Source organism: Qipengyuania oceanensis, from assembly GCF_009827535.1.
Taxonomy (GTDB): domain Bacteria; phylum Pseudomonadota; class Alphaproteobacteria; order Sphingomonadales; family Sphingomonadaceae; genus Qipengyuania_C; species Qipengyuania_C oceanensis.
In genome coordinates, this window is the sequence record NZ_WTYN01000002.1 from 120,758 (window position 1) to 146,323 (window position 25,566).

Below are 25,566 nucleotides of genomic sequence, written 5' to 3' on the forward strand. Positions count from 1 at the left end.
CCGGATCCAAGACAATGCCAGCGGCCGGTCCCGAACAGGGGCTGGCCGTTTGCTTTTGAGAGGCACCCCATGAGCGAGTTCCGCCAGATCGACGCAGGCGAAGTGACCTTGCGCGCCGCGATCGAAGGGCCGGAGCCCGGCACCGCGCCGCTCGCCCTTCTCGTCCACGGCTTTCCGGAAAGCTGGTATAGTTGGCGCCACCAGCTCGCGCCCATCGCCGCTGCCGGATACACCGCCTGCGCGATCGACGTGCGCGGCTACGGCGGCTCGGACAAGCCGCACCCCGTCGAAGCCTACGCCATGGAGCGGCTGATCGGCGACGTGGTCGGCGTGAAGCAGGCGCTCTCTCCCGATCGCCCGGCGGTGCTGATCGGCCATGACTGGGGCGCGCCGATCGTGTGGAATTCGGCCTTCACCCATCCGGACCATTTCAGCGCGGTCGCCGGCCTTTCGGTGCCCTTTACCGGCGTGCCGATGCGTCCGTTCACCGAGGTTTTCCGCGAGCATTTTACCTCGCAGGGTCGATGGTTCTACCAGGAATATTTCCAGGAGCCGGGCGTGGCGGAAGCAGAGTTGGAATCCGATCCACGCGATTCCGTCGCGCGCTTCATGTACGCGATCAGCGGCGACGTCCCTCACAGCGATTTCTGGGCAAAGCCCGTCGGCGCGAACCTTCTCGACGGGATGCCCGATCCGGCACCGCTCGACTGGCTGACCGAGCAGGACCGCGACTATTATGGCGAACAGTTCGCCGCTTCGGGGTTTCGCGGGCCGCTGAACCGCTATCGCAATCACGAGCGCGACTTCGAGTATTTCCAGCAGTTCAAGGGCCGCACGCTCGACCAGCCGGCATTGTTCATCGGCGGGACCAGCGATCCGGCGTCGACCGGCTTCGGCGCGATCGAGGATCCGGTTGCCCTGATGCGCATGTTCGCGCCGAACGTCGAAGGGCACATGCTCGAAGGGTGCGGTCACTGGACCCAGCAGGAGCGACCGGACGAGGTCAATGCCTTGCTGATCGACTGGCTAAACCGGCTGTGAGCGCCTATAGCGTTCACGACGATTCCATGGATCAGGCAGCCACCATCAAGCTCCCCGCGGACTGGCGCGATTTTTACGCGCTCACCAAGCCGCGCGTGATGAGCCTCGTGATTTTCACGGGCCTGTGCGGGCTGCTCGCCGCGCCCGGCGATATCCACCCCGTGATCGGGTTCACCGCCATCCTGTGCATTGCGCTGGGCGCGGGCGGGGCGGCGGCGCTCAACCAGTGGTGGGAAGCCGATCTCGATGCGGGCATGAAGCGGACCCAGGGCCGCCCGCTGCCGGCCGGGCGGTTGCAGAAAACCGATGCCCGCGATTTCGGCGTGCTGCTGTCCGCCGTATCGGTCGCGACGATGGGGCTCGCGGTCAACTGGCTGTCCGCCGCCATCCTTGCATTTTCGATCGTCTATTACGCGGTAGTCTACACCATCTGGCTCAAGCCCCGTACGCCGCAGAACATCGTCATCGGCGGCGGCGCAGGCGCTTTCCCGCCGCTGATCGGCTGGGTCGCCGTCACCGGTACGATCACGCCGATGCCGGTGCTGCTGTTCGCGATCATCTTCATGTGGACCCCACCACATTTCTGGGCGCTCGCGCTGTTTGTGCAGTCGGACTACGCCAAGGTCGGCATCCCCATGATGCCCGTGGTGAAGGGCGAGGTGTCGACCCGCCGCCAGATCCTCGTTTATTCCGTGCTGCTCGCTCCGGTCGCGATCGCCCCGTGGCTGATCGGCGGGACGGGCGCCGTCTACGGTATCGGCGCGCTCGCCCTGTCGCTTGCCTTCATCGCGCTGTCGATCCCGGTGGCGACCCGCCGCGCCGTCGAAGGCGACAAGATGAAGCCCGAGAAGCGGTTGTTCGCCTTCTCGATCCTCTATCTTTTCGCCCTCTTCGCCATCCTCGTTGTGGACCGGCTGCTCGCCGGCCAGGGAATGCTTGCATGACACCCGAAGAAGAAACCGAATACCGCCGCCGCCAGAGGAGCCGCAACCTCGTGGTGGGCGGCGTGCTGCTCTTCTTTGTCGCGTTGTTCTACGCGATCACGATCGTCAGGATGGGTGACTGAACATGACGACTGCCACTCTCGACAGGCGCAACTCGCGGGTCGCGACTCTGGCTTTTCTCGGTGCGCTGGCCATGCTCGGCCTCGGCTACGCCGCCGTGCCGCTCTACCAGTTGTTCTGCCAGGTCACCGGCTTCGGCGGGACGACCCAGAAGGCGAGCGAGAGCGAGGCGAACCTTGCCGCGCAGTTCGCTCGCAGTGCCGGTACGCGCGAGATCTCGATCCGCTTCGATGCTTCGACCGCGCGCGACCTCAACTGGTCGTTCGCGCCCGCGCAGGTTACCGAAACCGTCCAGATCGGCGTGCGCGACATGGCGTTCTACACCGCGCGCAACAACGACAGCGTACCGATCACGGGCAGCGCAACGTTCAATGTCGAACCGGAATACGCCGGGCGCTATTTCAACAAGATCCAGTGTTTCTGCTTCACCGAACAGACGCTCCAGCCGGGCCAGCAGGTCCGCATGCCGGTGCTGTTCTACGTTGATCCCGCGATCCTCGATGACGAGAATGCCAAGGATCTCGAGCAGATAACCCTGAGCTACACTTTCCACCGATCGATCGATCAACCCGGAGACCGGGCCGAGTAACCCTCTGGACCTCGGCCCTCGTCGTCATTAAGGGCGACGCAAAGCGAGACACAGGACGCGAGATAAAATGGCTGGCAACGTCAATCACGAATATCACATTCTCGAACCCGATATCTGGCCGATCGTCGGTGCCTTCGCGGCGCTGACCTTCACCAGCGGCATGGTGCTGTTCATGCACGACATGCCGAGCTGGCCGATCGTGCTCGGTCTCGGAATCATGGCGCTGATCGCCACTTTCTTCGCGTGGTTCTCGAACATCGTGAAGGAAGCGCAGCGCGGCGACCACACGCCGGTCGTTCAGCTGCACATGCGCTACGGCATGATCCTGTTCATCGCGTCGGAAGTCATGTTCTTCGTCGGCTGGTTCTGGAGCTTCTTCGATTTCGCGCTCTTCCCGAGCGAGATCTCGGAAGTCATCGGCGGGCAATTCCCTCCCAAGGCGATCGAGGCGGTGATCGACCCGTTCAGCCTGCCGCTGCTCAATACACTGATCCTGCTGTGTTCCGGCACCACGGTCACCTGGGCGCACCACTCGCTGATCCATGGCGATCGCGAAGGTCTCAAGAAGGGTCTCTGGCTGACGATCCTGCTGGGCGCATTGTTCACCAGCATCCAGATCTACGAGTACGCACACGCGCCGTTCGCTTTCGGCGGCAACACCTACAGCTCGGCGTTCTACATGGCGACCGGCTTCCACGGCTTCCACGTGCTGATCGGCACGATCTTCCTGATCGTCTGCCTGTTCCGCACCTACAGGGGCCACTTCACGCCGAAGCAGCACTTCGGTTTCGAAGCGGCTGCCTGGTACTGGCACTTCGTCGACGTGGTGTGGCTGTTCCTGTTCGTCGCGGTTTACGTCTGGGGCGGCTGGGGCGCTGTCACGCACTGATGGAGCCGGACAGGTCCGACACCGAGAAGGGGCAGCCCGGTCACGCCGAGGCTGCCCTTTTCGGTTTGTGCCCATCGTGCCATGCGCGCACCCTGTTCGACGGGGTTGCGAGGTTCGCCCCGCGCTGCCGGGTTTGCGGGCTCGACTTTTCCCGGTTCAACGTCGGCGACGGTCCCGCGGCCTTCCTGATCCTGATCGTGGGTGCGATCGTCGTCGGGCTGGCCGTCTGGCTCCAGCTCGCCGTCGCGCCGCCGTGGTGGGTCCATGCGATCCTGTGGCTCACCGTGTCGGTCGCGCTGACTGTGGGCGGCCTGCGCGTCGCCAAGGCTTGGCTGCTGCAATCGGAATACCGTCACAAGGCGGGTAACGCAGGGACACCGAACTGATGGCTCGCCGGGTACCCCTTCTGTCGACGGTGATCGTCCTGCTGGCGGTGGCGACGATGATCGGGCTCGGCTTCTGGCAGCTCGGCAGGCTGGCGGAAAAGGAAGCACTGATCGCACGCTATTCGCAGGCCGGCACCCAGGCGCGAGAGGTCGCTTTCCCGACGAGCGGCGACGGCCAGGACCTGCTTTTCCGGCGCAGCGCAATCGACTGTGCCGTGGTCCAGTCGGTGGAGCCCGTTGCAGGACGGAATGCAGATGGCCGGGCGGGCTGGGCTCAGCGGGCAAGCTGTACCGACGCCCGCAGCGTTAAAGTGGTCTTGGTGGACCTGGGCTGGACGCTCGATCCGCAACCGGTCGAGTGGGACGGGGGGCCAGTCGCTGGCATCGTCGCCCCGGGGCCGCGGCTCGTAGTGATCAATCCACCGGCGGGGCTTCAGCCGCTCGCCAGGCCCGATCCTTCGGATCTTCCCAACAACCATCTTGCCTATGCGGGACAGTGGTTCTTCTTCGCGCTGACCGCGCTGGTGATCTATGTCCTTGCACTGCGGCGGCGGTGGCGCGCTAGCGAGGCGTAAAGAGGCGCTTGCTTGCCGAGCGCCCGATGCGCGGCTAGTCGCGCAGCCGATATGCAGTATGTCTCCACCCGCGGCAGCGCCCCGGCGCTCGATTTCGAAGGCGCGACACTCGCCGGTCTCGCCAGCGACGGCGGCCTGTTCGTGCCGGCCGAATGGCCGCAGTTCTCGCACGCGGACATCGCGGCCATGCGCGGCCTGCCCTATGCCGAGCTCGCCACCCGGATCATCGCCCCCTTCGTCGGCGACAGCCTGACCGACGACGAGTTGCGCGCACTGTGCGCGGAGGCTTACGGCCGATTCGCCCATGCGGCGGTCACGCCGTTGAAACAGCTCGACGAACAGCAATGGTTGCTCGAACTGTTCCACGGCCCCACGCTCGCATTCAAGGACGTCGCGCTGCAGTTGCTCGGCCTCTTGTTCGAGACCTTCCTGACCCGGCGCGAGGATCATCTGACGATCGTCGGCGCGACCAGCGGGGACACCGGATCCGCGGCGATCGACGCGGTGGCTGGGCGCGAGAAGATCGACATCTTCATGCTTCACCCGAAGGGGCGGGTGAGCGACGTCCAGCGCCGCCAGATGACCACGGTGCGCGCGCCCAACGTCCACAACATCGCGATCGAGGGCAGCTTCGACGATGCGCAGGCGATGGTGAAGCGCATGTTCCGCGACGAGGCGCTCACCGGGCGCTTCCACATCGGCGCGGTCAATTCGATCAACTGGGCGCGACTGGTCGCACAGGTCGTCTATTACTTCGCGGCCGCGCTGCAGCTGGGCGCTCCCGAACGCAAGGTCGCGTTCAGCGTGCCGACCGGGAATTTCGGCGACGTGTTCGCAGGCCATGTCGCTGCTCGGATGGGTTTGCCGATCGAGCGGCTGATCGTCGCGACAAACGTCAACGACATCCTGCACCGCGCTTTATCGGACGGCGATTATTCGCAAGGCACCGTCACCCCGACTGCCGCGCCCAGCATGGATATCCAGGTCAGCTCCAATTTCGAGCGGCTGCTGTTCGATGTCGGCGGGCGCGACGGCCTTGCCATGGCCGAGCAGATGGCGGGGTTCGAAGCATCGAAGGCGATGCGGCTGACCAATGCCCAGCGCGACGGCGCAGGCGCGCTTTTCTCGAGCTGCCGAACGGATGCGAACGAAATGGCGCGCGCGATGCGGTGGGCCTGCGATGCAGGCGGCGAAATCGTCGATCCGCACACCGCGATCGGCCTCCACGCTGCGCGCGAAGCCGGCGTCGACGCGGCAATCCCGGTGGTCACGCTGGCGACCGCGCATCCCGCGAAATTTCCCGACGCGGTCGAGCGGGCGACCGGAATGCGGCCTTCGCTGCCGAGCCGGATCGGCGACCTCTTCTCGCGCGAAGAAGCCTTCACCGAGCTTTCCGGCGATTACGATGCGGTCGCCGCGTTCGTGGCCGAGCGGGCGACGCCGGTCGCCTGATGGCGGAGCTGGTCGAACAACCGCTGCTGATGGTCGGCGAAGGCTGGGACGGCTATCGCCTGCTCGATAGTGGAAACGGGCGCAAACTCGAAAGCTTCGGTGCCTATCGCTTCATCCGGCCCGAACCCCAGGCCATGTGGCAACCGCGCCAGGGCGATTGGCAGGCGGATGGCGAATTCCTTCCCGGCGCTGACGAGGATGGCGGCGGGCGCTGGGAATTCGCGACTCGGCTGCCCGAAGACGGCTGGCCCCTATCGTGGAACGAAACCCGTTTCACGGCCCAGCCGACCCCCTTTCGCCACCTCCAGTTTTTTCCCGATATGGCCCCGGTCTGGGAATGGATGCGCGATCGGCTGTCCGAACGCGAGGATGCCGAGACGCTCAACCTGTTCGGCTACACCGGCGTCGGTTCGCTTGCTCTCAGCCGCCACGGCAAGGTGACGCATGTCGATGCCAGCAAGAAATCGGTCGCGCAGGCGCGCGAGAACGCCGTGCTCTCCGGTATGGAAGACAAGCCGATCCGCTGGCTGGTCGACGATGCGGGCAAGTTCGCCGCGCGCGAGGTCCGGCGGGGCAATCGCTACGACGGGATAATCCTCGACCCGCCGAAATTCGGGCGCGGCCCGAAAAACGAAACCTGGCGACTGGAGGAGGGCCTGCCGGACCTGATCCGCGATTGCCGCCAACTGCTCGACGAGGGTAGCAGCTTCCTCTTTCTCACCGTCTACGCGGTGCGCATGAGCAGCCTTTCGATTGCCGGCCTTCTGAGCGAGGCGCTTGCGGCGTTGCCGGGGAAGATCGAGCATGGCGACCTGGCCGTGCGTGAAACCGGCGAGGATGGCCGCATCCTGCCGACCGCGATCTTCGCGCGCTGGTCCAATCCCCGCTAAGAGGCGCCGATGGCCGATTCGCTGATCCTGGAAGTTGCAGATTTCGAACAGGATGTCCTGACAGGCATCTATTCCGAAGAGACGGGCAAGCCCCAGCCGCTGCGCTTTACCATCCAGGCGGAAATGAAGGTCGCCGATCGCTACACCCCCGACACGCCGCTCGACGCGAGCAAGAACTACATGGACTTGAAATTCGCGGCGAGCGACGCGCTGCCCGAAGGGGTTCACTTCAAGCTGATCGAGGCAGTCGCCGATCACGTCTGCGAGACGCTGTTCCTCCAGGATGACCGAGTGCTCGCGGTGACGGTGAAGATCGTGAAGCTGGCCATTGCAGAGGCGGGCGAGAAGATCGGCATCACCCTGCGGCGCGAACGGCGCTGAACGCCATGCAGGGCGAGCTTCGGGTCGACGATCTGCCGGGCGAGGCGCTGGCCGCAGCGCGGGCTTTCCATGCCGACTGGATCGAGCGCGCCGAGGCAGAACTCGGGCAGGTCGAAGCGCTCGCCATCGTATTGCCCGCCGCGAGCTACGATCACCGCGACTGGCGGCGCGCACTTGCCCGCGACATGGCCCGGGCCCACGCGCCGAAGAGGGTCAACGTGGTCGGCGGGAGCGACTCCGCACGGGTCGCGGCGACGCTAGCCTATCTGGCAGGTGCGCCGGGCGTGACCGGGCAGTATCTCGAGACCGATGGCCAAGAGCGTTCCGATCCGGCAGAGTGAGGGCATGGCAAGCCTGGCACCTCTCGTCGATGCATTCGATCGCAGGATCAGTTACCTGCGCCTGTCGGTCACCGATCGCTGCGACCTGCGCTGCCAGTACTGCATGCCCGAACGCATGCAGTTCCTGCCCAAAGCGGAAGTCCTCACGCTTGAGGAAATTTACCGCATGGCGCTCGGCTTCATGGCACGCGGGATCAACAAGATGCGGCTGACCGGTGGCGAGCCACTTGTCCGGCGTGACGTGATCGAACTTGTTCGTGCGCTCGGCCGGCATGTCGGCAACGGGCTCGACGAACTGACGCTGACCACCAACGGCACGCAGCTTGCGCAGTTGGCAGCCGATCTCGCGAATGCCGGCATCCGACGGATCAATGTCTCGCTCGACACGCTCGATCGCGACGGGTTCGCGGCGCTGACTCGGCGCGACCAGTTGCCGCAGGTGCTCGACGGGATCGCGGCGGCAAAGGCAGCCGGGATTGCGATCAAGATCAACACCGTCGCGCTCAGGGGCGTCAACGAGCATGAATTGCCGCGGCTGATCGAATGGGCGCATGGACAGGGCCACGACATCACGCTGATCGAGGTCATGCCGCTGGGCGAGGTCGAAGGCGACCGGGTCGATCATTTCCTGCCGCTGACAGCAGTGACGGATGAACTCGAACGACGCTTGACTCTCACCCCTTCCGACCACGCTACCGGGGGGCCGGCGCGCTATTTCGATATTGCCGAGACCGGCGGACGACTCGGGCTGATCTCGCCGCTGACGAACAATTTCTGCGCCGGGTGCAACCGCATCCGCGTGACCGCGACCGGCCAGCTTTATCCGTGCCTCGGAGGAGGCGAGCGAGTGGACCTGCGCGCCGCGCTCCGTTCGGACGACCCCGACGGCAACCTCTCTGCTGCGCTCGACCAGGCAATGCGAATCAAGCCCGAGCGGCATCACTTCGACATTTCCCAACGCGGCGCTGCGCCCGCTCAGCCGCGTCACATGTCCGTGACCGGCGGATGAGCGTGACGGTGGTCTTCCTCGGTCCGTTGCGCGACATGGCGGCGCAGGCGGAGATGGAAGTACCGGCCCCGCTCGACTGGCAGGGACTGCTCGCCGCCGTGGGTCCGGACGTGGCCGACCAATTGCGCGAGGCACGGGTCAATGTTGCCTGTCGAGGCAAGGTCCTGTCCGACAAGACCGCGCTCGACGCGCGGGACGGAGACGAGGTGGCGCTGCTGCCGCCGGTCAGCGGTGGCTAGGCTCGGCATAGAAATCCCGCTCGACATTCGCGTGCTCGAGAGCGGGCTCTCGGTCGGCGAGGCACTGGCGGGCTTCAACGCCGCCCACCCGGAGGCGGGGGGAGTGGTCAGCTTTACCGGCAAGGTGCGCCCCGACGAAGCGGTAAAGGCCCTGGAACTCACGCATTACGCGCCGCTGACGCTGGCCGGCATGCGCGAGATTGCCGAAGCGGCGCTGGAGCGATGGTCGCTGCACGGGATGCTCGCCTGGCACCGGGTCGGCGTGATGACTCCCGGCGAGGCCATCGTGCTGGTCGCGGCCGCGGCACGCCATCGCCGCGATGCCTTCGAGGCCGCGGATTTCGTCATGGATCATCTGAAAAGCGCCGCGTGGTTCTGGAAGCGGGAACGCCGGGCGGATGGATGGCACTGGATCGAACCGCGCGCGACCGATCATGCCGACCTGGCGAGGTGGCAGAAATAATCATCGCGGTTTGATCGGCGTCAAACCCTTGCGGGCCAGTGCCTGCAAAAAGGCTCCCGACACAAAGGAGCACACGCCATGTCCAAGCATTTCGACCGTCAGCTCGTCGCCGACCAGGCCATCGTTCACGAATCCCTGCAGGCCGCCGGCAAGCCCACCCGCGAAACCGACCGCACGTTCGAATTGCCGCCGATTGCCTACAAGGCGACTGTCGGACTGTACCTCGGCTTCCTGGCAGTGATGTTCGCAGGCTTCGGCAATCCCGGCCTCGCGATCCCGATGGCGATCTTCGCCCTGTTCATCGTCGCCGGCTTCGGCTTGCCGATGATCTGGACGAAAATGCAGCCGGAGAACCGCAGCAAGCCGCTCACTTGGGGCAAGTTCGCGAACGAGGGAATCGCGACGCTGACCGGCCGGTTGAGTGCAGGCGAGGCGATGGCCCAGGTTCTCGTCCTGCCGGTCCTGATCGTGTGCTGGGGCCTGGTAGTGGTGGTGATCGCCGCACTGGTCTGATGGAGAGGGTCAGGCCGTCCCGGCAATAGCCGCCAGGCGCGCGGGGTCCGCAAGGACGATCCCGCGCGCCCCTTTGCGCGTGATGATGCCGTCGCTTTCCAGTTCGGTCAGGCGTCGGCTGACGGTTTCGATCGTCAGACCTGCCAGATTGGCCATTTCGCCGCGGGTCAGCGGCAGCTCGAATCGCCCGGCCGGATGGCACGGCGAATCGCTCGCTGCACGGGCCATGCCCAGGATCAGCGCCGCCACCCTGGCTTTCGCATCGCGGCGTCCGGTCAGGTCCAGCAGGCCTCGCGCCGCGTGGAGATCTTCCTGCGACCGGCGAAGCAGGGCGAGGCCGAGCGCCGGATAGCGCTCGATCGCACTCTCCATGTCCTTGCGCGAGAAAGTGCACAGTTTGCTGTCGGAGAGCGCGACGACGTCGTAATGCGCGAACGGCTGGAACAGCTCGCCGGCGAACCCCGCTGGATGGATCAGCGCCAGGATCCGCTCGTCGCCTTCCTCGCCGGTGGAGCAAACCTTGAGCGCGCCGCTGACCAGAGTGGCGCACGCCGCCTCCTCGTCGCCGGCGGCAAACAGCATCTCCCCGCGCCGGATCGTGCGCGTCCGGCCGATCGATGCCAGAGCCTCGCGCTCCTCCTCGTCCAGGACTGCACAGGCTGCGCGATCGCGTACCGGGCATGTCTCGCAGGCGAGGCTCATCGCGCGCTCATCCAGCGATCATCGGACGTTCGCGCGCAACTGCGCAAGCACCGCATCCTCTTCCTCCAGCATCGCGATCACCGCGTTGCGGACGCTGTCGATTTCGCTGCGCGCCTCGTTGGCGATGCTGGCATCGACGTAGAGAATGTCGAGCGTGCCCAGCGGGACGGCGGCGCGGCTGCGCGCCGAATCGAGATCGGCAAGGGCGACCTGTGCGCTGGCCCAGCTATCGCTTCCGATGGCCGAACCGGCGGCGGCGCTGGCCCGCCTGCGGGCTCCGGGCGCTGCCTCGAGGAAATCACCATGGGCTGCCGAAGCCTCTGCGCGCAATTCGGCAAGACGTGCTACGAGCTCCGCGCTTGCGACCGCGGGCGGCGGAGGCGGCGCCTCGGGAGCGGGCGGCTCGAAAGTGCCGCTCACCCGTTCGCCCGGGCGCATTTCCAGCGAGGGATAGCTGCCGGCCGAATTGGCACAGCCGGCCAGCATGGCCAACAGGCCGATCGTGGAGAACGACTTGAGATTGCGCAGGCTCATGCGCATGTCCTTAGCAGCAATGGGCAGCGCTGCCAGTGGCAGAAAATCCGCCCCACGATTGTTGACTTGGGAGGCGGCTTCCCTTAACGGCACGCTTCTTTCGAGAGCCCGCGAACTTCGCGGGGCCTCGGGCGCGCCGGTTTCACGAGGAGCCGGACAAGCAAACTGATTGAGAGAATAGCACCATGTTCGCTGTAGTGCGTACGGGCGGCAAGCAGTACCGGGTTGCCGCCGGAGACAAGATTGCGGTTGAAAAGCTCGCTGGCGATGCCGGCGACACGATTACGCTGGGCGATGTCCTGATGGCTGGCGAGGGCGATAATATCGCCGATGCCGCCAAGGTCACCGTTTCGGCCGAGATCATCGCTCAGGCAAAGAGCGAAAAGGTCATCGTGTTCAAGAAGCGCCGCCGCCACAACTACCGGCGCAAGAACGGCCATCGCCAGCAGATGACGCTGCTGCGCATCACCGCCGTCGGCGACAGCAAGGCCGAGAAGAAGGCCGCGCCGAAGAAGGAAGAAGCCAAGGCGGACACCGCTCCCAAGGTCGAAACCAAGAAGGCTGCGCCGAAGAAGGTTTCCTCGGAAGTGAAGCCCGCTGCGAAGAAGGCCGCTCCCAAGAAGGATGCAGCGCCGAAGAAGGCCGCCGAGAAAAAGGCTCCCGCCAAGAAGGCGGCTGCCAAGAAGACCGAAGACAAGAAGTAAGGACTCCGGACCATGGCACATAAAAAAGCAGGCGGTTCGTCGCGTAACGGTCGTGATTCGGCCGGTCGTCGTCTCGGTGTGAAGAAGTTCGGCAGCGAAAACGTCGTCGCCGGCAACATCATCGTGCGCCAACGCGGCACCAAGTTCTACCCAGCGACCAATGTCGGCATGGGCAAGGACCACACGCTGTTCGCGCTCGCCGACGGTGTCGTCCGATTCCACTCGGGTAAGCTCGGCCGTAAGTATGTCTCCGTAGACATGATGGCGGAAGCCGCGGAATAAACGGACGATCCGATAACGGGACCGTCCAGACGGATCGGTCCCAGCCAGGTTAACGACCGGCAGACGAAGAGGGAGATGGGGCCGACCCGTCTCCCTCTTGTCGTTTCTCCCTCTGACAAACCGCTGTCGGAATCCGGTGATTCCGGCGTCATGCAGATGCCATGTGCCCGCTGTAGGAGGACGGCGCATGGCGATGAGGAGAGAAGCAATGTTCCATCGCAGCGAAAGACTGTTCCTGCGCCCCGCGTGGATCGAGGATGCCCCGGCGGTGGCCGCCGGGATCGGCGAAGAAGCGATCGTGCGAAATCTCGCGCGGGCGCCATGGCCCTATTCGCTCCAAAACGCGGTCGAGTTTCTCTCCATGCCGCAAACCGACGCCTTGCCGCGGTTCCTGCTGACGCTACCTGGTGACGACGGCAGCGAGGTCGTTGGCATGTGCGGACTGCATTTCGACGAGGATGACGAGCCCGAACTGGGCTACTGGATCGCTCGCAAATGGTGGGGCCAGGGCTATGCGACCGAAGCGGCGCGGGCGGTGATCGGCGTGGCGAAAGCGCACGGGATTGCGCGGATAAGGGCCGGACACTTCGTCGACAATCCGGCTTCGGGCAAGGTCCTGCGCAACGCAGGCTTCGTTCCCACCGGAGAGATCGCCAGGCGGTTCAGCGTAGCGCGTGGCTGCGAGGTGCCCTCGATCGAGTTCGAACTCGATGCTTCGGAGGGCCGACCGCCGTGTGAACTGAAGCGCGCCGCCTGACTGCCGTGGGCAATCGGGCGGCGCGCGCTCGTCCTGATATTCGGGTGGGCCTTACTCGGCCGGCATGAGGGCGTCGGCGAACTCGCCTTCGTAAAGGCCGATCAGCTCGCGATCGTCGTGATCCCACGGGTGGAAATTCGGCTTGAAGTAGGCGAGCCATGCCGGGAAGATCCGGCGCACGATGCCCGGCTTCCAAGCGAGATAGCTGAACAGGCCGCACTTGGCCTTCCAGCCGGTAATGCCGTCCTGTTCGAGCAGGTTCAGCGAATCCTTCCAACGATTCTTGAAGAAGCGCGTGGTCACGGTCAGCATCACCAGGCTGCGGACCTTCCACCGGCGCCACGCGGTCCAGTCGCGGGTCGCGTGGTTCCAGGTGTCGAATGCGACGCCCTTGTGCTCGATTTCCTCGGCGGAGTGCCAGCGCCACATCGCACGCACTTCCGGATCGGCATCCTTGAAATGCGCCGGGTTGGCCAGGAATTCGGCAGCCATCATCGCGGTGTAGTGCTCCAGCGCCATGGTCACGGCGAGGTTGGCGATGGCGGGCCGGTTCTTGGTCAGCGCGAGCAGTTCGGCAACGCGCGTGTCGATCGCCTTGATGTCGTAGCCGTGGTCTTCGGCGAGACGATTGAAAGCGATGTGTTCGCGCGTGTGGTTGATCTCCTGCTTCACGAAAGCACGAATTTCGGCTTCGAGCTTGGGATCCGCGCCTTCGCGGTGGGCTTTGACCGCTTCGATGAAGAACGCTTCTCCGCGCGGGAAAGTGGCCGAAAGGGCGTTGTGCCAAGCGGTGCCGAAGGGCTCGCCTGCCCACCACTTGCGCGGAGTGCTGTCGCGGTTGAAGCGCTCGTCACGGATTGTGATCGTCAGGTCCTCGGGGGTCGGCGCGGTGCGCGCAGCGGCGGCCGGGACGGGGGTGAGGGCGTTCATGGAATGCTCCGTTGAAATAACTTACAAGGGTGTAAATAAGCGTTACTGACATTGATGTCAATAACGACTAGCGCGGCCTTGCATTGACCGCCAGATCGGATAGCGAAGAGCGTGATGGCATCGAGAAAACGACTTTCCCCGCACGAATCCCGGACCGCGGCGCTCGAGGCGGCGCGGGCGCTGCTTATCGAATCCGGGCCCCAGGCAGTCACGCTGAAAGCCGTTTCCGGGCGGATCGGGCGGACCCATGCGAACCTGCTCCACCACTTCGGCTCGGCGGCCGGACTGCAGAAGGAACTGGCCCGTCATCTCACCGAGACGGTGTGCGAGACGATCATCCAAGCGGTGCGCGCCAGCAGGGCGGGCCTGGGGCAGCCGCGCGAGGTGGTCGACCTGGCTTTCGACGCATTCGACAAGGAAGGGGCCGGCGCGCTCGCCAGCTGGATGCTGCTGACCGGCAACGAAGACGCGATCACTCCCATCGTCGAGACGATCCACGCACTGGTCGACGAAATCGCACCCGAAGAAGCGGGGAATCACGAAGGCATCATGCGGGTCCATGAGGATACGCTCGCGCTGGTACTGATGGCGCTCGGCAATGCGTTGATGGGGCAGGCTCTGGCCAAGTCGCTCGACCTGCCGCTCGATGCGGCGCGCAACCGGGCCGAGCGAATGTTGCTGCGCTCGATCGAAAGCGTCAGCCAGCCTGTTCCGCAGAAGTGATTGCCGATCGCTGCCAGGCCGGCAGCGTGGCGGCGTCCAGCTTTTCCACCCGCAGGTGATCGATTGCGAGGCCGAGCGAACCATGCGCGTGCCTGCGGTGCTTCTCGTCCGATTGTCCCAGCGGAACGACGACCAGCCTCCGGTTGACCTTCTGCCGCCAGTTCATCCGCGCCGTGTTCTCCTGCCCTATGTAGCAGCCCTTGGAGAAGCTCACGCCGTTCAGTTCGACCGCGTTGGTCTCCAGCCACAGGATGTCGGCCATCTCGGCCCGGCCTTCGGGTACGCCGAGCGCCAGCCGGTGCGCCGTCCACTCGGCATCGGCTCCGCGGTCGTCTTGGGAAACCGGCGCGATCCACCGCTGGCCCAGACCGTCGAGCCGGGGGTCGCTCGCACCGCCGTCACCTGGTTCTTTCTGCCAGTACACGCCAAGACCCTCATCGACGGAAATGTCGATCGCCCGGCGCAGGCGGTACAACGAGAGCCGCTTTGCAAGATCTTCCGCGGCAGCCTTCTCGCAATCGATCAGCAGATCCCGGCCGCCCGGCCATACGAGGAAGTCGAACATCGTCTTGCCCTGCGCGCTCAACAAGGCGGCATAGGCGGGCAGCACGCCCGTCACGTCATTGGTTACCAGCCCCTGCAGGAAACCGGCGACATCCTCGTCCGCGTCGCGGGGCGAAATCCGCACCACGGCGCGGTCGAACAGGCGATGGGCGGGCGAAGCGGTCATGGGTGACAGATAGGCAGGGGCGCGCCATAGGCAAGCCATGAGTGACACGCCCGATTCCCTGACCATCCGCCGGCCCGACGACTGGCATGTTCACCTGCGCGATGGCGCGATCATGGCCGGAGTCGTCGACTACACCGCGCGCCAGTTCGCGCGCGCGATCGTCATGCCCAACCTCTCGCCGCCGGTGACCACGACCGAAGCCGCCGCCGCCTATCGCCAGCGGATAATCGCCGCGATCCCGGACGGGCTCTCGTTCACGCCGCTGATGACCGCGTATCTGACGGACGATACCGACGCGGACGATCTCGCGCGCGGGTTTGCCGAGCGCGTGCTGACGGCGGCCAAGCTCTACCCGGCCAATGCGACGACCAATTCCGCGCACGGCGTGACCGACATCGAGAAGCTGATGCCGGTGTTCGAGCGGATGGCACAGATCGGCATGCCCCTGCTGATCCATGGAGAGGTGACCGACCACGAAGTCGACATCTTCGACCGCGAAGCGGTGTTCATCGACCGCACGCTCGCCCCGCTGGTCGGCCGCCTGCCGGACCTCAAGATCGTCTTCGAGCACATCACGACGCAGCAGGCAGTCGATTTCGTCGAGGCTGCCCCTGCGAATGTCGGTGCGACGATCACGCCGCAGCACCTGCACATCAACCGCAACGCCATGCTCGTCGGCGGGATGCGACCGCACGCCTACTGCCTGCCGGTCGCCAAGCGCGAGAAGCACCGGCTGGCGCTGCGCCGCGCCGCGACTTCGGGCTCGGCGAAATACTTCCTCGGGACCGACAGCGCCCCTCATCCCAAGGGCGACAAGGAATCGGCTTGCGGCTGCGCTGGCATTTTCAATGCGCCGCATGCGCTCGAAAGCTATCTCGCCGTGTTCGAGGAAGAGGGCGCGCTGGACAGGTTCGAGGCCTTCGCCTCGCTCAATGGTCCGGCTTTTTACGGCCTGCCGGTCAACGAGGACGAGATCACCTTGCACCGGAAGCCGGTGACGGTTTCGGCAGCGCTCGACGCCAACGGGACCGAGATCGTGCCCTTTCATGCAGGCGAGACGCTCGCCTGGACGATCGCGGACTAGGCGGCTGGCCGCGGCCTGCCGACGAGATCGCGTACGAAGATCGCGATCGCGATCCAGATCAGGACGAAGCTTGCCAGTTGCACCGGCTTGAGTGGCTGGCCGAACACGGTCAGGCCCAGGACGAAGACGATCGTCGGGGCGAGGAACTGGATCATGCCGAGCGTCGAATAGTCCATCTTGCGCGCGGCGATCGCAAACAGCAGCAGCGGGACGGCGGTGAGCACGCCGCCGAGCACGATCAGCAGGCTGAGCGACAGGTCGTTGCCGAAGGACGATCCGCCGGGCGTCTGGGCGAACCAAAGGGCGGTTGCAGCCGCCGGCAGGAGAAGCACAGCCGATTCGATCGTCAGGCCCGGCAGCGAGCCGACCGCGACCTGCTTGCGCAACAGGCCGTAGGTTCCGAATGACAGCGCCAGCACCAGGCTGATCCACAGGGTCGTGATCGCGCCGGCCAGCAATATGCCGACCCCGATGGCGGCGACGCATACCGCCAGCCATTGCAGGCGCGAGAGCTTCTCGCCCAGCACGAGCGTTCCGAGCAGGACGTTGACCAGCGGGTTGATGTAATAGCCGAGGCTGGCCGCGAAGACCTGGCCGTTCTGGATCGCCCACACATAGACCAGCCAGTTGACCGCGATCAGGGTAGCGCTGGCCACCAGCGTCAGCAGGGCACGGCCATCGGACAGCGCGGCGCGCAGGTCGGCGCCTTGCCTGCGCACGGCAACGATCAGCAGGCACAGCGGCAGCGTCCAGACGATTCGCCACGCGACGAATTCCACGGGCGGCACCGTTTTCACGAACAGCAGATAGAGCGGCAGGAAGCCCCAGATCAGATACGCTCCGAAGGCTTCGGGAAGCCCGGGAGGGGCGGATCGGGGGGATGGCGCGGTCACTCATGGCCGGTAGGCGCGGCGTCGACGTGCCGCAAGTGCCGGCATGACAACGGTTCGTCTACGGATGAATGTCGGCTCGTCGCAAATCCGAAATCTGACATTCGCGTTGCATTCTGTTCAGCAAAGCGCGTTTAGTTATGAACAAATCGAAGCGAACGAGTCGGTGGTTCGTCACAGATCGAAGGATAGAAACATGTCGCAATTCTCGCTCAGGACCACCGCCCTCGCGCTGGCCGCTCCCGGACTTCTCCTCGCCATGCCGGCTTCGGCTGCGCCCGCCGCGCACCAGGCTGCCGCTGCGCAGGACCACTCCGCGATGCAGACCATGACCTTCGACCATGACAAAAAGAAGAAATGGAAGCGCGGCCGCGGCGACCGCGACCGCTATTACCAGAGTTATGGCTCGCGCGATTACCGCGATTATCGCGGCTACGACGAGCCGGTCTATCGCAGCACCCGTGTCTGGCGTGGCGACGACGGCCGCTATTACTGCCGCAAGGAAAACGGCACGACCGGGCTCCTGATCGGCGCTGCTGTCGGCGGCCTGGCGGGTCACGAGATCGCCGGGCGCGGCGATCGCACGCTCGGCGCGATCCTTGGTGCGGCGGGCGGTGCGCTGCTCGGCCGGGAGATCGATCGCGGCGGGTCGCGCTGCCGCTGACCTAGAGTTCTACAAGCTTCGGCCACGCCCACCCGTGGTCGCAAGCGCGGCTTCCACCGGGCCGCGGAAGGCGCTCCTCGTCTACCGGACGAGGGGCGTCTTCAACTTTGTGGGCCGGTCAGCCTTCGGTGAAGCCGACGCCGAGCGAGGCTCTCGGGGTGTTCATTTCGGTGCTGGCGACCGGGTAGGCGCAGTAATCGGCAGCGTAGAAGGCGGCCGGGCGATGGTTGCCGGAAAGCCCGATCCCGCCGAACGGCTGGGCCGAGGAAGCGCCGTTGGTCGGGCGGTTCCAATTGACGATGCCGGCACGCGCGGCGGCGAAGTATTTCTCGAAATCTTCCGGTTGTCCGCCGACGAGCGAGGACGAAAGGCCGAAACGCGTGTTGTTCGCTTCGGCGATCGCGGCGTCGAGGTCGGGCACGCGGATGACCTGCAGGAGCGGTCCAAAAAGTTCGATGTCGGGTCGGTCCGCGATGTCGGTCGTGTCGATGATGCCGGGCGTGAGGAACGGCAGGTCGTCGTTCGGCCGCGTCATGTGGCGGATCGCCTTGCCGCCGCGCGACAACAGCGCGAGGAAACTTTCCATCAGTAGTTCGGCCGTCGCATTGTCGATCACCGGCCCCATGAAGGGCGGCGGCTCTGCGAAGGGCTCGCCGACGATGATGCGGTCCGCCAACGCCTTCACCGCGTTGACGACCGGCTCGTACATCTCGTCGGTGACGATCAGGCGACGCGCGGCAGTGCAGCGCTGGCCGGCGGTGGTGAAGGCCGACTGCACGATCGTGACGGCCGTGTCCTGGATCTGCGGCGTCTTGATGACGACGATCGGGTTGTTGCCGCCCATTTCGAGCGCGACGATCTTGCCGGGATTGCTCGCCAGCTTGCGGTTGATCGCAATGCCGGCGCGCGCGGAGCCGGTGAATAGCACCCCATCGATATCCTCGTGCCCGACCAGCGCCTTGCCTTCTTCCGGTCCGCCGATCAGGACCTGGACGGCACCTTCGGGAATGCCGGCGGCATGCATGCATGACACTAGGAACACGCCGCATGCGGGTGTCTTCTCGCTCGGCTTGAAGACGATCGTGTTGCCCGCGATCAGTGCCGGCACGATGTGGCCGTTGGGCAGGTGCGCGGGGAAGTTATAGGGGCCGAGCACCGCCAGCACGCCATGCGACTTGTGCCGCACCGATGCGGTGCCCTGCAACGCGCTGTCGAGCTTCTTCATCCCGGTGCGCTCGGCATAGGCGCTGATCGAGATCTCGACCTTGTTGATGACCGCTTCCACTTCGGTCTTGGCTTCCCAGAAGGGCTTGCCCGTCTCGCGCGCGATCAGTTCGGCGAACGGCTCGGCTTGCTTGCGCACTTCGTTGGCGAAGCGGCGGAGCAGTTCCATGCGTACCGCGAGCGGTTCGGCTGACCAGGAGAACCACGCTTCGCGCGCCGTGCCGACAGCCATGTCGACGTCGCCCGCGTCACCGCGGAAGACCTCGTTGCCGGTGGCCGGTTCGAGCGAAACGATCTGTTCGGAAGACATGGTATCGGGTTGTGTATCGGACATGTATCTCTCGTGGGAAGGGCCCTTGCCATAGCGGGCGGGGCTTTGCCAATGATATGCGACGCAGCCCGTGGAAGAGCCGCGGCGCCAAGGGTTATTGCTTATCCATCCTGCGTGTGACCGGCGGGGGCGGGTGCCGGTCCAAGCGCGTTCCCAAGGCGGCGGATGCGCTCCACCTTGTCGTGCAGTGGTTGCCAGTCGTCGCCCTGGTCGATGGCGGACCAGATCGTTTCGACCTCGTCGATCAGCATCGATTCGGCAGGCTCTTCGTCCCAGTAGGACCGGTCGCCGGCTAGCGGTTGATATTCCTGCGCCGCATCGCCCAGCAGTCCATCGGGATCGCGCCCGAAGCGGTGGCGATGAAAGAACGCATCGGGCTGCATTCCGCTTTCGCGCAGTGCCTTTTCGCAGGTGGCGACGAGCATCGCGTCTGCCTCGGCGCCACGCGAGACGAGGCCCATGCGCCACACCCAGCGCCGCGACAACGCCTCCATGTAGAGCGGGCCGAAGCGCTCCATCGCCGCGATCAGCGGCGGCGCGTCGACCAGCAAGCGCAGGGCGACCGCGAACTGTCCGCAATTCCAGTGCAGGGCTTCGGGCTGGCGACCGAAGGCGTAGAGCCCGTACTGATCGAAATAGGCAGCGGTGAACCCGGCATCCCATTGCGGCAGCCAGCGCCACGGACCGTAATCGAAACTCTCGCCCGAAACATTCATGTTGTCGGTGTTGAGAACGCCGTGGACGAAGCCCGCGACCATCCAGCTGGCCGCGAGGTCGGCGAGCCGCTCGACCACCTGGTGCATCAGCACGACCGCCGGCTCGTCGCGACCCGGTGCATCCGCCGGTGGCGGCGGGCCGGGAAACTGGGCGAGGCAATAGTCGACCAGAGCGGCCATGTGTTCCCGCTCGTCGAGCGCCAGCAGCCGTTGGAAGGTGCCGATGCGGATATGACCATGGCTGAGCCGGGTCATCACTGCAGAGCGGGTGGGCGAGGGCTCGTCGCCGCGTTCCAGCGCCTCGCCCGTCTCGACGATCGAGAAAGTCTTGGACGTATATACGCCGAGCGCTTCGAGCATCTCGGTCGCGAGGATTTCGCGCACGCCGCCCTTCAGAGTCAGCCGGCCGTCGGCAGTGCGGCTGTAGGGCGTCTGCCCGGACCCCTTGGTGCCGAGATCGAGCAACCGGTCGTCGCCATCGCGCAGCTGCGCGAACAGGAAGCCGCGTCCGTCGCCGAGCTCGGGGTTGTACACGCGGAACTGGTGGCCGTGGTAACGCAGTGCGAGCGGTTGGGGCAGGTTCCCGGGAAGCGCGTCGAACCGCCCGAAATGCTTCACCCATTGCTCATCGGTAAGAGCATCGAGGCCGACCGCCCCGTCCCAGCGCCTGTTGCGGAAACGCAGTCGGGTTTCGGGGAAATCGGCGGGCGCGACGGGATCGGCGAGCCATCCGGCAAGCTCTGCTATCGGCGTCTCTGGCCGGTATGCGGCGGCTTGCGGTTCGGCGCTCATCCCGCGATAGTGGGGACGCACGGTGGCCTTGGCAACCGGTCAGCAATGGCGCCGGAGGATCGCTCGACGCGATGGAAGAGAATTTCGAGAACCGATACTGGGACAGCGCCGACGGGCTTTCGTTGCACTATCGTCACTATGACGGAAGGTCGGATCGACCGGTTCTGCTGTGCCTGCACGGCCTGTCGCGCAATTCGCGCGATTTCGCGAACCTTGCCCGCCGCCATGCGGGCGACTGGCGGATCATCGTTCCGGACATGCGCGGCCGCGGGCTGAGCGAACACGCGAAGGACCCGATGAGTTACGCCGCGCCCGTCTATCTTGCGGACCTCGCCCTGTTGTTCGAGAAGGAAGGCGTCGAGCGCGTGGTGTCGGTCGGAACGTCGATGGGCGGGTTGCTGACGATGCTGATGGCCCAGACGTCGCCGGACCGGATCGCGGGCGCATTGCTCAACGATGTCGGACCGGTGATCGAACAGGCCAGGATCGACCATATCCGCGGGTATCTCGGTCACCAGCGCAGCTTTCCGACCTGGGTTCATGCGGCCCGCGCGCTTCAGGAAGTGCAGCAGGAGGCATTCCCCGACTTCGAGCTGGAGGACTGGCTGGCGCTCGCCAAGCGCACGATGGTGCTGGGCCAGAGCGGGCGTATTTCTTTCGACTACGATATGGACATCGCAGAGCCTTTGAATGCCGCCGATCCGGACGCGCCGGCGCCAGACCTGTGGCCTGCTTTCGATGCGCTGTCCGGGCGGCCGCTGACCCTGGTGCGCGGCGCGCTGTCGACATTGCTTTCGGCCCAGACGGTGGCCGCGATGCAAAGGCGCAATCCGGAAATGGAGGTCGTCACCGTGCCGCGAGTCGGCCATGCGCCGACGCTCGACGAGCCCGATGCGGTCGCCGCGCTCGACCGGCTGCTTGCGAAGATCGCATGAGCAGCTCGTCCGGCGGCAAAAGCCGTATCCTGCACATCCACAGCCGTTTTCCCTGCGGGCTCGCCGCCGACAGGTCCGTCGCGGTCGTCCGCGGGCTGGGCGGCGATTTCGTCCACGACCTCGTCACGATCGCCGGCGACGACGACCCGTCCCCATCACCGTTCCGGAAGCTGGCTTCCTTTCCGCAGGTCACTGGCCTCGCCACGCTCGGGCGGCTGCAGAAGCTCGCCAAGGCCACGCTCGGCTACGATCTGGTCTGCACGTACGATTACGGCGCGCTCAACGCGGTGATGGCCCATACCGCTTTCGGCACGGCGTTCACGCTGCCGCCGCTGATCCATCACGAAAGCGAGGACGCCGTGCGCACCGGGCGGGCCGACTGGTATCGGCGGATCGCGCTCGGCCGGACAGCCGGACTGGTGGTTCCGGACGAGCGGATCGAGGAGGCTGCCCTCGATGCATGGCAGCAGCCCATCGGACGGGTGAAGGACATCGCGTTGGGTATCGACCTGGTGCCGTGGAGAAAGCCCGCGCCAGCCGATCTCCTGCCGCGCCTGCTCAAGCGGCCGGACGAAAAGTGGATCGGGACCGTCACCGATTTCTCGCACGGGCCTCTGCTCGACAATCTGCTCGCGGCATTCGCATCGCTGACCGACAACTGGCACCTGGTCGCCTTCGGAGAAGTGTCGAACAGCCGCGCCTTCCGTGACAAGGCACAGCAATCGGGCATCGCGCACCGCGTCCATGTGCCGGGGCCGCTCGCGCCCGACGGCAGAGCGATCGGGTTGCTCGATTGTGCCGTCTTTCCGGATGCATCCGGAACAGCACCGGTCGATGCGATCCGGGCGATGGCGTCGGGGCTGCCGATCCTTGCGGGGCTCGACAGCTATGCCGCGCCGCTGCTGCCGGAGCCCTCGCGCGAATTCGCGATCCGCTTCTCCGATCGCGAGGAGGTAGGCTTTGCGCTCGGTACGCTGGCGGGCGACCACGCCCTGAGTGAGGCAAGCGGCGAGGCCAATCGCGTCCAGGCGCGCGACCGGCACGACCTGAAGGCGATGATCGCCGCACACCGCAGGCTGTACACGAGCGCCATCGGCCTGCGGCAGCGATGAGCGGGCTTCATGGCGGGTTCACGGTGCTGGCGACACCACGCTCGCAGACACGGCGGTTGAGCAAACTCGCGAAGCCATTGCCCTAATCCGGCACCATGCCTAAAGACGCGCGACATCCAATTCCAGCAAGCGGGACCTGCCCTAAGTGGCCCTGACACCGACCACCCAGACCAACCCGAACGACAAGCGCGCCAAGCAGCAGGCAGCCGAGAGCGAGGCACTGCTGCGTGAAGTCGACGATGCCTATCGCCAGGGGCAGTTCGGCGAATTCGCCCAGAGATACGGCAAGCCGCTGGTTGCCGCCGTCGTACTCGGCCTCGTGGCATTCGGCGGCTATCTCTTCTGGGAAAGCCGTCAGGACGCTGAGATGGAAAAGGATTCCGAACAGATCGTCGCGGCGCTCGACCAGTTGCAGGCTGGCAATTTCGATACTGCCTCGACCACGCTCGACGGTGTTGCGAACTCGGATTTCGACGGCCCGGCGACCATCGCGCGGATGCTCCAGGCAGGGATTGCCGCCGATCGCGGCAAGCCCGACGAAGCTGCAAAGCTGTTCGCCGCAGTTGCGGCGGACGGTGACGCTCCCGAGCAATTGCGCAATCTGGCGACGATCCGCGAATTGTCGCTGACTTTCGACAAGGCCGGGGCCGACGAGGTGATTACCCGCCTCAAGCCGCTGGCCGTCCCGGGCAACCCGTGGTTCGGCAGTGCGGGCGAACTCGTTGCCATGGCCTATCTCGAAAAGGGTGACCGCCGACAGGCCGGTACGCTCTTCGCCGAGATCGCCAAGTCGGACGATGTTCCCAATTCACTGCGGTCGCGCAGCCGGCAGATGGCCGGCATCCTCGGCGTCGACGCGATCGAAGATGTCGACGCGGTGCTCGAAGAGCAGGCCGGTGCTGCGGGCGGTCCCGCCCAGCTGCCGCCGCAATAATTTCAGGAAGACCATGACGATGCGCCATTTCCGTTACGCCCTTGCCACCAGTCTCGCCCTGTCGCTCGCTGCCTGCGGCGGCGGGCTGTTCGGCAAGAAGGATCCCAAGAGCACGCCGACTCTGGGCGATCGTATTCCGGTCCTCTCGAAGATCGAAAGCGGCGCGAAGGTCGATCCCGATCTCGTCGGCGTTCCGGTCGTCCTGCCCGCGGCCCAGCGCAATAGCGAATGGGCGCAGGCGGGTGGCACCGCTGGCAAGGCCTCCGGCCATCTCGCGCTGGCCGAGATGCCGGTGCGGGCGTGGTCCACGCAGATCGCCGGTTCGAGCGAGCGCCGCCGCCTGGCCGCATCGCCCGTAGTCGGCGCGGGCAAGCTTTATGCCGTCGACACCGATGGCGTCATCCACGCATTCGATGCTTCGAGCGGAGCGAGCCTGTGGAACCACCGCACCGAGCTCGACGGCGGGCTCAAGGCGACCGCTTTCGGCGGCGGGGTTTCCTATGCCGACGGGCGCGTCTTCGCCACCAATGGCGCGGGCGACGTCCTGGCAATGGATGCGAACACCGGTGCCGAATTGTGGAAGGTCAAGCCCGGCGGCCCGTTGCGCGGTGCGCCGACGATCGCGTTCAACTCCGTCTACGTGACGTCGCAGGACAACCAGATTTTCGCCCTCGATGCGGCCGACGGCAAGCTCAAATGGCAGGAATCGGGGTCCGCTTCGCAGGCCGGCGTGTTCGGTGTCGCCGCTCCCGCTGCCGGACAAGGTACGGTCATCGCCGGCTACTCCTCGGGCGAGCTCGCCGCCTATCGTTACGAGAACGGTCGCGTCCTGTGGACCGATGCCCTGTCGCGCACCTCGATCTCGACCCAGGTCGGAACTCTTGCAGACATCGACGCCGATCCGATCATCGATGCCGGCCGCGTCTATGCGCTCGGGCAGGGCGGACGCATGGCCGCCTACGAGCTCACCACCGGCCAGCGCATCTGGGAACTGAATCTTGCCGGGATCTCGACCCCGGCCATCGCCGGCGAGTGGATCTTCACGCTGACCGACGATGCCCGCCTGCTTGCGATCGCGCGGGCCACCGGCAAGGTGCGGTGGATCACCCAGCTCGCGCGTTACCGCGACGAGGAAGACAAGAAGGGCCCGATCTTCTGGACCGGTCCGGTGCTTGCCGGAAACCAGCTGTGGGTCGCGAGCAGCGAAGGCGAGATTTACCGCATCAGCACGGGCGAAGGTTCCGCCGCGATGTTTACCGATATCAAGGATTCGGTTTCGCTCGCGCCGATCGTGGCCGAGGGTACGCTTTACATCCTCGACGACAGCGGCCGGATCACGGCCTGGCGTTGAATGCGCTGACGGCGGGTTTCGCGCCCTAGAGCGCGATGCCCTCGTCGGTCGTATACATCCGGATATCGCGATCGGTCATCCCTGCATCGGCGGTTGCCGTGCGCCAGTCGGCCATGTGAGCGGACTTGCCATGCGCCTTCAGCGCATCGAGATCCCGCCACGCTTCCGATACGTGCATCACGTCGGGATCGAGAAGATCCTGCGCAAAGGCGTAACGGATGCAGCCGTCTTCCTTGAGCGTTTCGGCGATCATCGTCTCGATCGCGCCCTTCAGTTCGGCAAGTTTGCCGCCCGGCGCACGCACCGTTCCCACAACCAGGATCATCGTCTCTCTCTCCC

33 protein-coding genes are annotated in these 25,566 nt (G+C 65.5%); 25 read left to right on the forward strand and 8 right to left on the reverse strand.

Going from position 1 to position 25,566, the window contains the following annotated elements; genetic code table 11:
- The first annotated feature begins 69 nt into the window (after positions 1-69).
- From GRI48_RS11210 to GRI48_RS11275, 15 genes are all read left to right on the forward strand, one after another.
- Complete coding sequence (locus GRI48_RS11210; protein ID WP_160676031.1) at positions 70-1,041, forward strand: alpha/beta fold hydrolase; 972 nt, start codon at positions 70-72, stop codon at positions 1,039-1,041.
- Between the two features lie 26 nt (positions 1,042-1,067).
- Positions 1,068-1,985: a heme o synthase gene (locus GRI48_RS11215; RefSeq protein ID WP_160676033.1), complete on the forward strand. Its 918-nt coding sequence runs from the start codon at positions 1,068-1,070 to the stop codon at positions 1,983-1,985.
- Positions 1,982-2,107 carry a hypothetical protein gene (locus tag GRI48_RS14445; protein ID WP_272916758.1) on the forward strand — a complete coding sequence of 42 codons (126 nt, stop codon included), beginning with the start codon at positions 1,982-1,984 and terminating at the stop codon, positions 2,105-2,107. The genes GRI48_RS11215 and GRI48_RS14445 overlap by 4 nt, the downstream gene beginning before the upstream one ends.
- A gap of 2 nt (positions 2,108-2,109) precedes the next feature.
- Positions 2,110-2,694: a cytochrome c oxidase assembly protein gene (locus tag GRI48_RS11220; RefSeq protein ID WP_160676035.1), complete on the forward strand. Its 585-nt coding sequence runs from the start codon at positions 2,110-2,112 to the stop codon at positions 2,692-2,694.
- Positions 2,695-2,761: 67 nt separating this feature from the next.
- The gene (locus tag GRI48_RS11225; RefSeq protein ID WP_160676037.1) at positions 2,762-3,583 is read left to right on the forward strand and encodes a cytochrome c oxidase subunit 3; all 822 of its coding nucleotides are present in this window, start codon (positions 2,762-2,764) and stop codon (positions 3,581-3,583) included.
- Positions 3,583-3,969, forward strand: coding sequence for a DUF983 domain-containing protein (locus GRI48_RS11230; protein WP_202389321.1), 387 nt, complete (start codon positions 3,583-3,585; stop codon positions 3,967-3,969). Before GRI48_RS11225 ends, GRI48_RS11230 begins: the two co-directional genes overlap by 1 nt.
- Complete coding sequence (locus GRI48_RS11235) at positions 3,969-4,544, forward strand: SURF1 family cytochrome oxidase biogenesis protein (protein ID WP_160676039.1); 576 nt, start codon at positions 3,969-3,971, stop codon at positions 4,542-4,544. Before GRI48_RS11230 ends, GRI48_RS11235 begins: the two co-directional genes overlap by 1 nt.
- A gap of 51 nt (positions 4,545-4,595) precedes the next feature.
- Positions 4,596-5,996: a threonine synthase gene (gene thrC, locus GRI48_RS11240; protein WP_160676041.1), complete on the forward strand. Its 1,401-nt coding sequence runs from the start codon at positions 4,596-4,598 to the stop codon at positions 5,994-5,996.
- Positions 5,996-6,886 (forward strand): RsmD family RNA methyltransferase, encoded by an 891-nt coding sequence (locus GRI48_RS11245; RefSeq protein WP_160676043.1) that lies wholly within the window; start codon positions 5,996-5,998, stop codon positions 6,884-6,886. The genes thrC and GRI48_RS11245 overlap by 1 nt, the downstream gene beginning before the upstream one ends.
- Before the next feature lie 9 nt (positions 6,887-6,895).
- Positions 6,896-7,267, forward strand: a complete 372-nt coding sequence (locus GRI48_RS11250) for a dihydroneopterin aldolase (protein WP_160676045.1) — start codon at positions 6,896-6,898, stop codon at positions 7,265-7,267.
- Between the two features lie 5 nt (positions 7,268-7,272).
- Positions 7,273-7,608 (forward strand): Rossmann fold domain-containing protein, encoded by a 336-nt coding sequence (locus GRI48_RS11255; RefSeq protein WP_160676047.1) that lies wholly within the window; start codon positions 7,273-7,275, stop codon positions 7,606-7,608.
- Between the two features lie 4 nt (positions 7,609-7,612).
- Entirely contained in the window at positions 7,613-8,617 is a 1,005-nt protein-coding gene (gene moaA / locus GRI48_RS11260; RefSeq protein WP_160676049.1) for a GTP 3',8-cyclase MoaA, read from the forward strand.
- Entirely contained in the window at positions 8,614-8,856 is a 243-nt protein-coding gene (locus tag GRI48_RS11265) for a MoaD/ThiS family protein (RefSeq protein WP_160676051.1), read from the forward strand. Before moaA ends, GRI48_RS11265 begins: the two co-directional genes overlap by 4 nt.
- Positions 8,849-9,319: a molybdenum cofactor biosynthesis protein MoaE gene (locus tag GRI48_RS11270; RefSeq protein ID WP_337190821.1), complete on the forward strand. Its 471-nt coding sequence runs from the start codon at positions 8,849-8,851 to the stop codon at positions 9,317-9,319. The genes GRI48_RS11265 and GRI48_RS11270 overlap by 8 nt, the downstream gene beginning before the upstream one ends.
- Positions 9,320-9,397: 78 nt before the next feature.
- Positions 9,398-9,832 (forward strand): hypothetical protein, encoded by a 435-nt coding sequence (locus GRI48_RS11275; RefSeq protein ID WP_160676055.1) that lies wholly within the window; start codon positions 9,398-9,400, stop codon positions 9,830-9,832.
- A gap of 9 nt (positions 9,833-9,841) precedes the next feature.
- Here GRI48_RS11275 and GRI48_RS11280 read toward each other — a convergent pair whose 3' ends face one another.
- Together GRI48_RS11280 and GRI48_RS11285 are read right to left on the reverse strand one after the other, a co-directional pair.
- Positions 9,842-10,534, reverse strand: coding sequence for a Crp/Fnr family transcriptional regulator (locus GRI48_RS11280; protein ID WP_160676057.1), 693 nt, complete (start codon positions 10,532-10,534; stop codon positions 9,842-9,844).
- An 18-nt stretch (positions 10,535-10,552) separates the two neighbouring features.
- Complete coding sequence (locus tag GRI48_RS11285) at positions 10,553-11,068, reverse strand: hypothetical protein (protein ID WP_160676059.1); 516 nt, start codon at positions 11,066-11,068, stop codon at positions 10,553-10,555.
- 185 nt (positions 11,069-11,253) lie between these two features.
- On the opposite strand from GRI48_RS11285, the gene rplU reads away from it, so the two are divergent.
- The 3 genes from rplU to GRI48_RS11300 all read left to right on the forward strand — a co-directional run bounded on the left by rplU (position 11,254) and on the right by GRI48_RS11300 (position 12,811).
- A complete protein-coding gene (gene rplU, locus GRI48_RS11290) occupies positions 11,254-11,772 on the forward strand; it encodes a 50S ribosomal protein L21 (protein ID WP_160676061.1) in 519 nt (172 codons plus the stop codon).
- 12 nt (positions 11,773-11,784) lie between these two features.
- On the forward strand, positions 11,785-12,054 hold the full coding sequence (rpmA, locus tag GRI48_RS11295; RefSeq protein WP_160676063.1) for a 50S ribosomal protein L27: 270 nt from the start codon (positions 11,785-11,787) through the stop codon (positions 12,052-12,054).
- Positions 12,055-12,247: 193 nt separating this feature from the next.
- Positions 12,248-12,811, forward strand: a complete 564-nt coding sequence (locus tag GRI48_RS11300; RefSeq protein WP_237451914.1) for a GNAT family N-acetyltransferase — start codon at positions 12,248-12,250, stop codon at positions 12,809-12,811.
- Between the two features lie 51 nt (positions 12,812-12,862).
- On the opposite strand, the gene GRI48_RS11305 is transcribed toward GRI48_RS11300, so the two are convergent.
- Positions 12,863-13,741 carry a metal-dependent hydrolase gene (locus GRI48_RS11305; protein WP_160676065.1) on the reverse strand — a complete coding sequence of 293 codons (879 nt, stop codon included), beginning with the start codon at positions 13,739-13,741 and terminating at the stop codon, positions 12,863-12,865.
- A 114-nt stretch (positions 13,742-13,855) separates the two neighbouring features.
- On the opposite strand from GRI48_RS11305, the gene GRI48_RS11310 reads away from it, so the two are divergent.
- Positions 13,856-14,464: a TetR/AcrR family transcriptional regulator gene (locus GRI48_RS11310; protein WP_160676068.1), complete on the forward strand. Its 609-nt coding sequence runs from the start codon at positions 13,856-13,858 to the stop codon at positions 14,462-14,464.
- Here GRI48_RS11310 and ygfZ read toward each other — a convergent pair.
- Entirely contained in the window at positions 14,439-15,194 is a 756-nt protein-coding gene (gene ygfZ / locus GRI48_RS11315; protein WP_160676071.1) for a CAF17-like 4Fe-4S cluster assembly/insertion protein YgfZ, read from the reverse strand. The two genes, GRI48_RS11310 and ygfZ, sit on opposite strands and share 26 nt — an antisense overlap.
- A 37-nt stretch (positions 15,195-15,231) precedes the next feature.
- Here ygfZ and pyrC point away from each other — a divergent pair, with 37 nt between their 5' ends.
- Positions 15,232-16,278 carry a dihydroorotase gene (gene pyrC / locus GRI48_RS11320; RefSeq protein WP_160676075.1) on the forward strand — a complete coding sequence of 349 codons (1,047 nt, stop codon included), beginning with the start codon at positions 15,232-15,234 and terminating at the stop codon, positions 16,276-16,278.
- Here pyrC and rarD read toward each other — a convergent pair.
- On the reverse strand, positions 16,275-17,171 hold the full coding sequence (rarD, locus tag GRI48_RS11325; RefSeq protein ID WP_160676078.1) for an EamA family transporter RarD: 897 nt from the start codon (positions 17,169-17,171) through the stop codon (positions 16,275-16,277). The two genes, pyrC and rarD, sit on opposite strands and share 4 nt — an antisense overlap.
- Before the next feature lie 193 nt (positions 17,172-17,364).
- On the opposite strand from rarD, the gene GRI48_RS11330 reads away from it, so the two are divergent.
- Positions 17,365-17,832, forward strand: a complete 468-nt coding sequence (locus tag GRI48_RS11330; protein WP_202389322.1) for a glycine zipper 2TM domain-containing protein — start codon at positions 17,365-17,367, stop codon at positions 17,830-17,832.
- Between the two features lie 118 nt (positions 17,833-17,950).
- Here the strand turns inward: GRI48_RS11330 and astD are convergent, their stop codons facing one another.
- Together astD and GRI48_RS11340 are read right to left on the reverse strand one after the other, a co-directional pair.
- On the reverse strand, positions 17,951-19,366 hold the full coding sequence (astD, locus tag GRI48_RS11335; protein WP_160676408.1) for a succinylglutamate-semialdehyde dehydrogenase: 1,416 nt from the start codon (positions 19,364-19,366) through the stop codon (positions 17,951-17,953).
- 122 nt (positions 19,367-19,488) lie between these two features.
- Positions 19,489-20,895, reverse strand: coding sequence for a protein adenylyltransferase SelO family protein (locus GRI48_RS11340; RefSeq protein WP_160676081.1), 1,407 nt, complete (start codon positions 20,893-20,895; stop codon positions 19,489-19,491).
- Between the two features lie 71 nt (positions 20,896-20,966).
- On the opposite strand from GRI48_RS11340, the gene GRI48_RS11345 reads away from it, so the two are divergent.
- From GRI48_RS11345 to GRI48_RS11360, 4 genes are all read left to right on the forward strand, one after another.
- Positions 20,967-21,830 (forward strand): alpha/beta fold hydrolase, encoded by an 864-nt coding sequence (locus GRI48_RS11345; protein ID WP_160676084.1) that lies wholly within the window; start codon positions 20,967-20,969, stop codon positions 21,828-21,830.
- Positions 21,827-22,942 carry a glycosyltransferase gene (locus tag GRI48_RS11350; RefSeq protein WP_160676086.1) on the forward strand — a complete coding sequence of 372 codons (1,116 nt, stop codon included), beginning with the start codon at positions 21,827-21,829 and terminating at the stop codon, positions 22,940-22,942. The genes GRI48_RS11345 and GRI48_RS11350 overlap by 4 nt, the downstream gene beginning before the upstream one ends.
- Positions 22,943-23,087: 145 nt before the next feature.
- Positions 23,088-23,876 carry a tetratricopeptide repeat protein gene (locus tag GRI48_RS11355; protein ID WP_160676089.1) on the forward strand — a complete coding sequence of 263 codons (789 nt, stop codon included), beginning with the start codon at positions 23,088-23,090 and terminating at the stop codon, positions 23,874-23,876.
- A gap of 13 nt (positions 23,877-23,889) precedes the next feature.
- Positions 23,890-25,227, forward strand: coding sequence for an outer membrane protein assembly factor BamB family protein (locus GRI48_RS11360; RefSeq protein ID WP_160676092.1), 1,338 nt, complete (start codon positions 23,890-23,892; stop codon positions 25,225-25,227).
- 25 nt (positions 25,228-25,252) lie between these two features.
- On the opposite strand, the gene GRI48_RS11365 is transcribed toward GRI48_RS11360, so the two are convergent.
- Positions 25,253-25,552, reverse strand: coding sequence for a putative quinol monooxygenase (locus GRI48_RS11365; RefSeq protein ID WP_160676095.1), 300 nt, complete (start codon positions 25,550-25,552; stop codon positions 25,253-25,255).
- Positions 25,553-25,566: the final 14 nt, after the last annotated feature.

What these genes read in the sequence shown, in the direction of transcription:
- GRI48_RS11210 (WP_160676031.1), top strand. Translation starts at nt 70, where the DNA reads ATGAGCGAGTTCCGCCAGATCGACGCAGGCGAAGTGACCTTGCGCGCC.
- GRI48_RS11215 (WP_160676033.1), top strand. Translation starts at nt 1,068, where the DNA reads ATGGATCAGGCAGCCACCATCAAGCTCCCCGCGGACTGGCGCGATTTT.
- GRI48_RS14445 (WP_272916758.1), top strand. Translation starts at nt 1,982, where the DNA reads ATGACACCCGAAGAAGAAACCGAATACCGCCGCCGCCAGAGGAGCCGC.
- GRI48_RS11220 (WP_160676035.1), top strand. Translation starts at nt 2,110, where the DNA reads ATGACGACTGCCACTCTCGACAGGCGCAACTCGCGGGTCGCGACTCTG.
- GRI48_RS11225 (WP_160676037.1), top strand. Translation starts at nt 2,762, where the DNA reads ATGGCTGGCAACGTCAATCACGAATATCACATTCTCGAACCCGATATC.
- GRI48_RS11230 (WP_202389321.1), top strand. Translation starts at nt 3,583, where the DNA reads ATGGAGCCGGACAGGTCCGACACCGAGAAGGGGCAGCCCGGTCACGCC.
- GRI48_RS11235 (WP_160676039.1), top strand. Translation starts at nt 3,969, where the DNA reads ATGGCTCGCCGGGTACCCCTTCTGTCGACGGTGATCGTCCTGCTGGCG.
- thrC (WP_160676041.1), top strand. Translation starts at nt 4,596, where the DNA reads ATGCAGTATGTCTCCACCCGCGGCAGCGCCCCGGCGCTCGATTTCGAA.
- GRI48_RS11245 (WP_160676043.1), top strand. Translation starts at nt 5,996, where the DNA reads ATGGCGGAGCTGGTCGAACAACCGCTGCTGATGGTCGGCGAAGGCTGG.
- GRI48_RS11250 (WP_160676045.1), top strand. Translation starts at nt 6,896, where the DNA reads ATGGCCGATTCGCTGATCCTGGAAGTTGCAGATTTCGAACAGGATGTC.
- GRI48_RS11255 (WP_160676047.1), top strand. Translation starts at nt 7,273, where the DNA reads ATGCAGGGCGAGCTTCGGGTCGACGATCTGCCGGGCGAGGCGCTGGCC.
- moaA (WP_160676049.1), top strand. Translation starts at nt 7,613, where the DNA reads ATGGCAAGCCTGGCACCTCTCGTCGATGCATTCGATCGCAGGATCAGT.
- GRI48_RS11265 (WP_160676051.1), top strand. Translation starts at nt 8,614, where the DNA reads ATGAGCGTGACGGTGGTCTTCCTCGGTCCGTTGCGCGACATGGCGGCG.
- GRI48_RS11275 (WP_160676055.1), top strand. Translation starts at nt 9,398, where the DNA reads ATGTCCAAGCATTTCGACCGTCAGCTCGTCGCCGACCAGGCCATCGTT.
- GRI48_RS11280 (WP_160676057.1), bottom strand. Translation starts at nt 10,534, where the DNA reads ATGAGCCTCGCCTGCGAGACATGCCCGGTACGCGATCGCGCAGCCTGT.
- GRI48_RS11285 (WP_160676059.1), bottom strand. Translation starts at nt 11,068, where the DNA reads ATGAGCCTGCGCAATCTCAAGTCGTTCTCCACGATCGGCCTGTTGGCC.
- rplU (WP_160676061.1), top strand. Translation starts at nt 11,254, where the DNA reads ATGTTCGCTGTAGTGCGTACGGGCGGCAAGCAGTACCGGGTTGCCGCC.
- rpmA (WP_160676063.1), top strand. Translation starts at nt 11,785, where the DNA reads ATGGCACATAAAAAAGCAGGCGGTTCGTCGCGTAACGGTCGTGATTCG.
- GRI48_RS11300 (WP_237451914.1), top strand. Translation starts at nt 12,248, where the DNA reads ATGAGGAGAGAAGCAATGTTCCATCGCAGCGAAAGACTGTTCCTGCGC.
- GRI48_RS11305 (WP_160676065.1), bottom strand. Translation starts at nt 13,741, where the DNA reads ATGAACGCCCTCACCCCCGTCCCGGCCGCCGCTGCGCGCACCGCGCCG.
- GRI48_RS11310 (WP_160676068.1), top strand. Translation starts at nt 13,856, where the DNA reads ATGGCATCGAGAAAACGACTTTCCCCGCACGAATCCCGGACCGCGGCG.
- ygfZ (WP_160676071.1), bottom strand. Translation starts at nt 15,194, where the DNA reads ATGACCGCTTCGCCCGCCCATCGCCTGTTCGACCGCGCCGTGGTGCGG.
- pyrC (WP_160676075.1), top strand. Translation starts at nt 15,232, where the DNA reads ATGAGTGACACGCCCGATTCCCTGACCATCCGCCGGCCCGACGACTGG.
- GRI48_RS11330 (WP_202389322.1), top strand. Translation starts at nt 17,365, where the DNA reads ATGTCGCAATTCTCGCTCAGGACCACCGCCCTCGCGCTGGCCGCTCCC.
- astD (WP_160676408.1), bottom strand. Translation starts at nt 19,366, where the DNA reads ATGTCTTCCGAACAGATCGTTTCGCTCGAACCGGCCACCGGCAACGAG.
- GRI48_RS11340 (WP_160676081.1), bottom strand. Translation starts at nt 20,895, where the DNA reads ATGAGCGCCGAACCGCAAGCCGCCGCATACCGGCCAGAGACGCCGATA.
- GRI48_RS11345 (WP_160676084.1), top strand. Translation starts at nt 20,967, where the DNA reads ATGGAAGAGAATTTCGAGAACCGATACTGGGACAGCGCCGACGGGCTT.
- GRI48_RS11350 (WP_160676086.1), top strand. Translation starts at nt 21,827, where the DNA reads ATGAGCAGCTCGTCCGGCGGCAAAAGCCGTATCCTGCACATCCACAGC.
- GRI48_RS11360 (WP_160676092.1), top strand. Translation starts at nt 23,890, where the DNA reads ATGACGATGCGCCATTTCCGTTACGCCCTTGCCACCAGTCTCGCCCTG.
- GRI48_RS11365 (WP_160676095.1), bottom strand. Translation starts at nt 25,552, where the DNA reads ATGATCCTGGTTGTGGGAACGGTGCGTGCGCCGGGCGGCAAACTTGCC.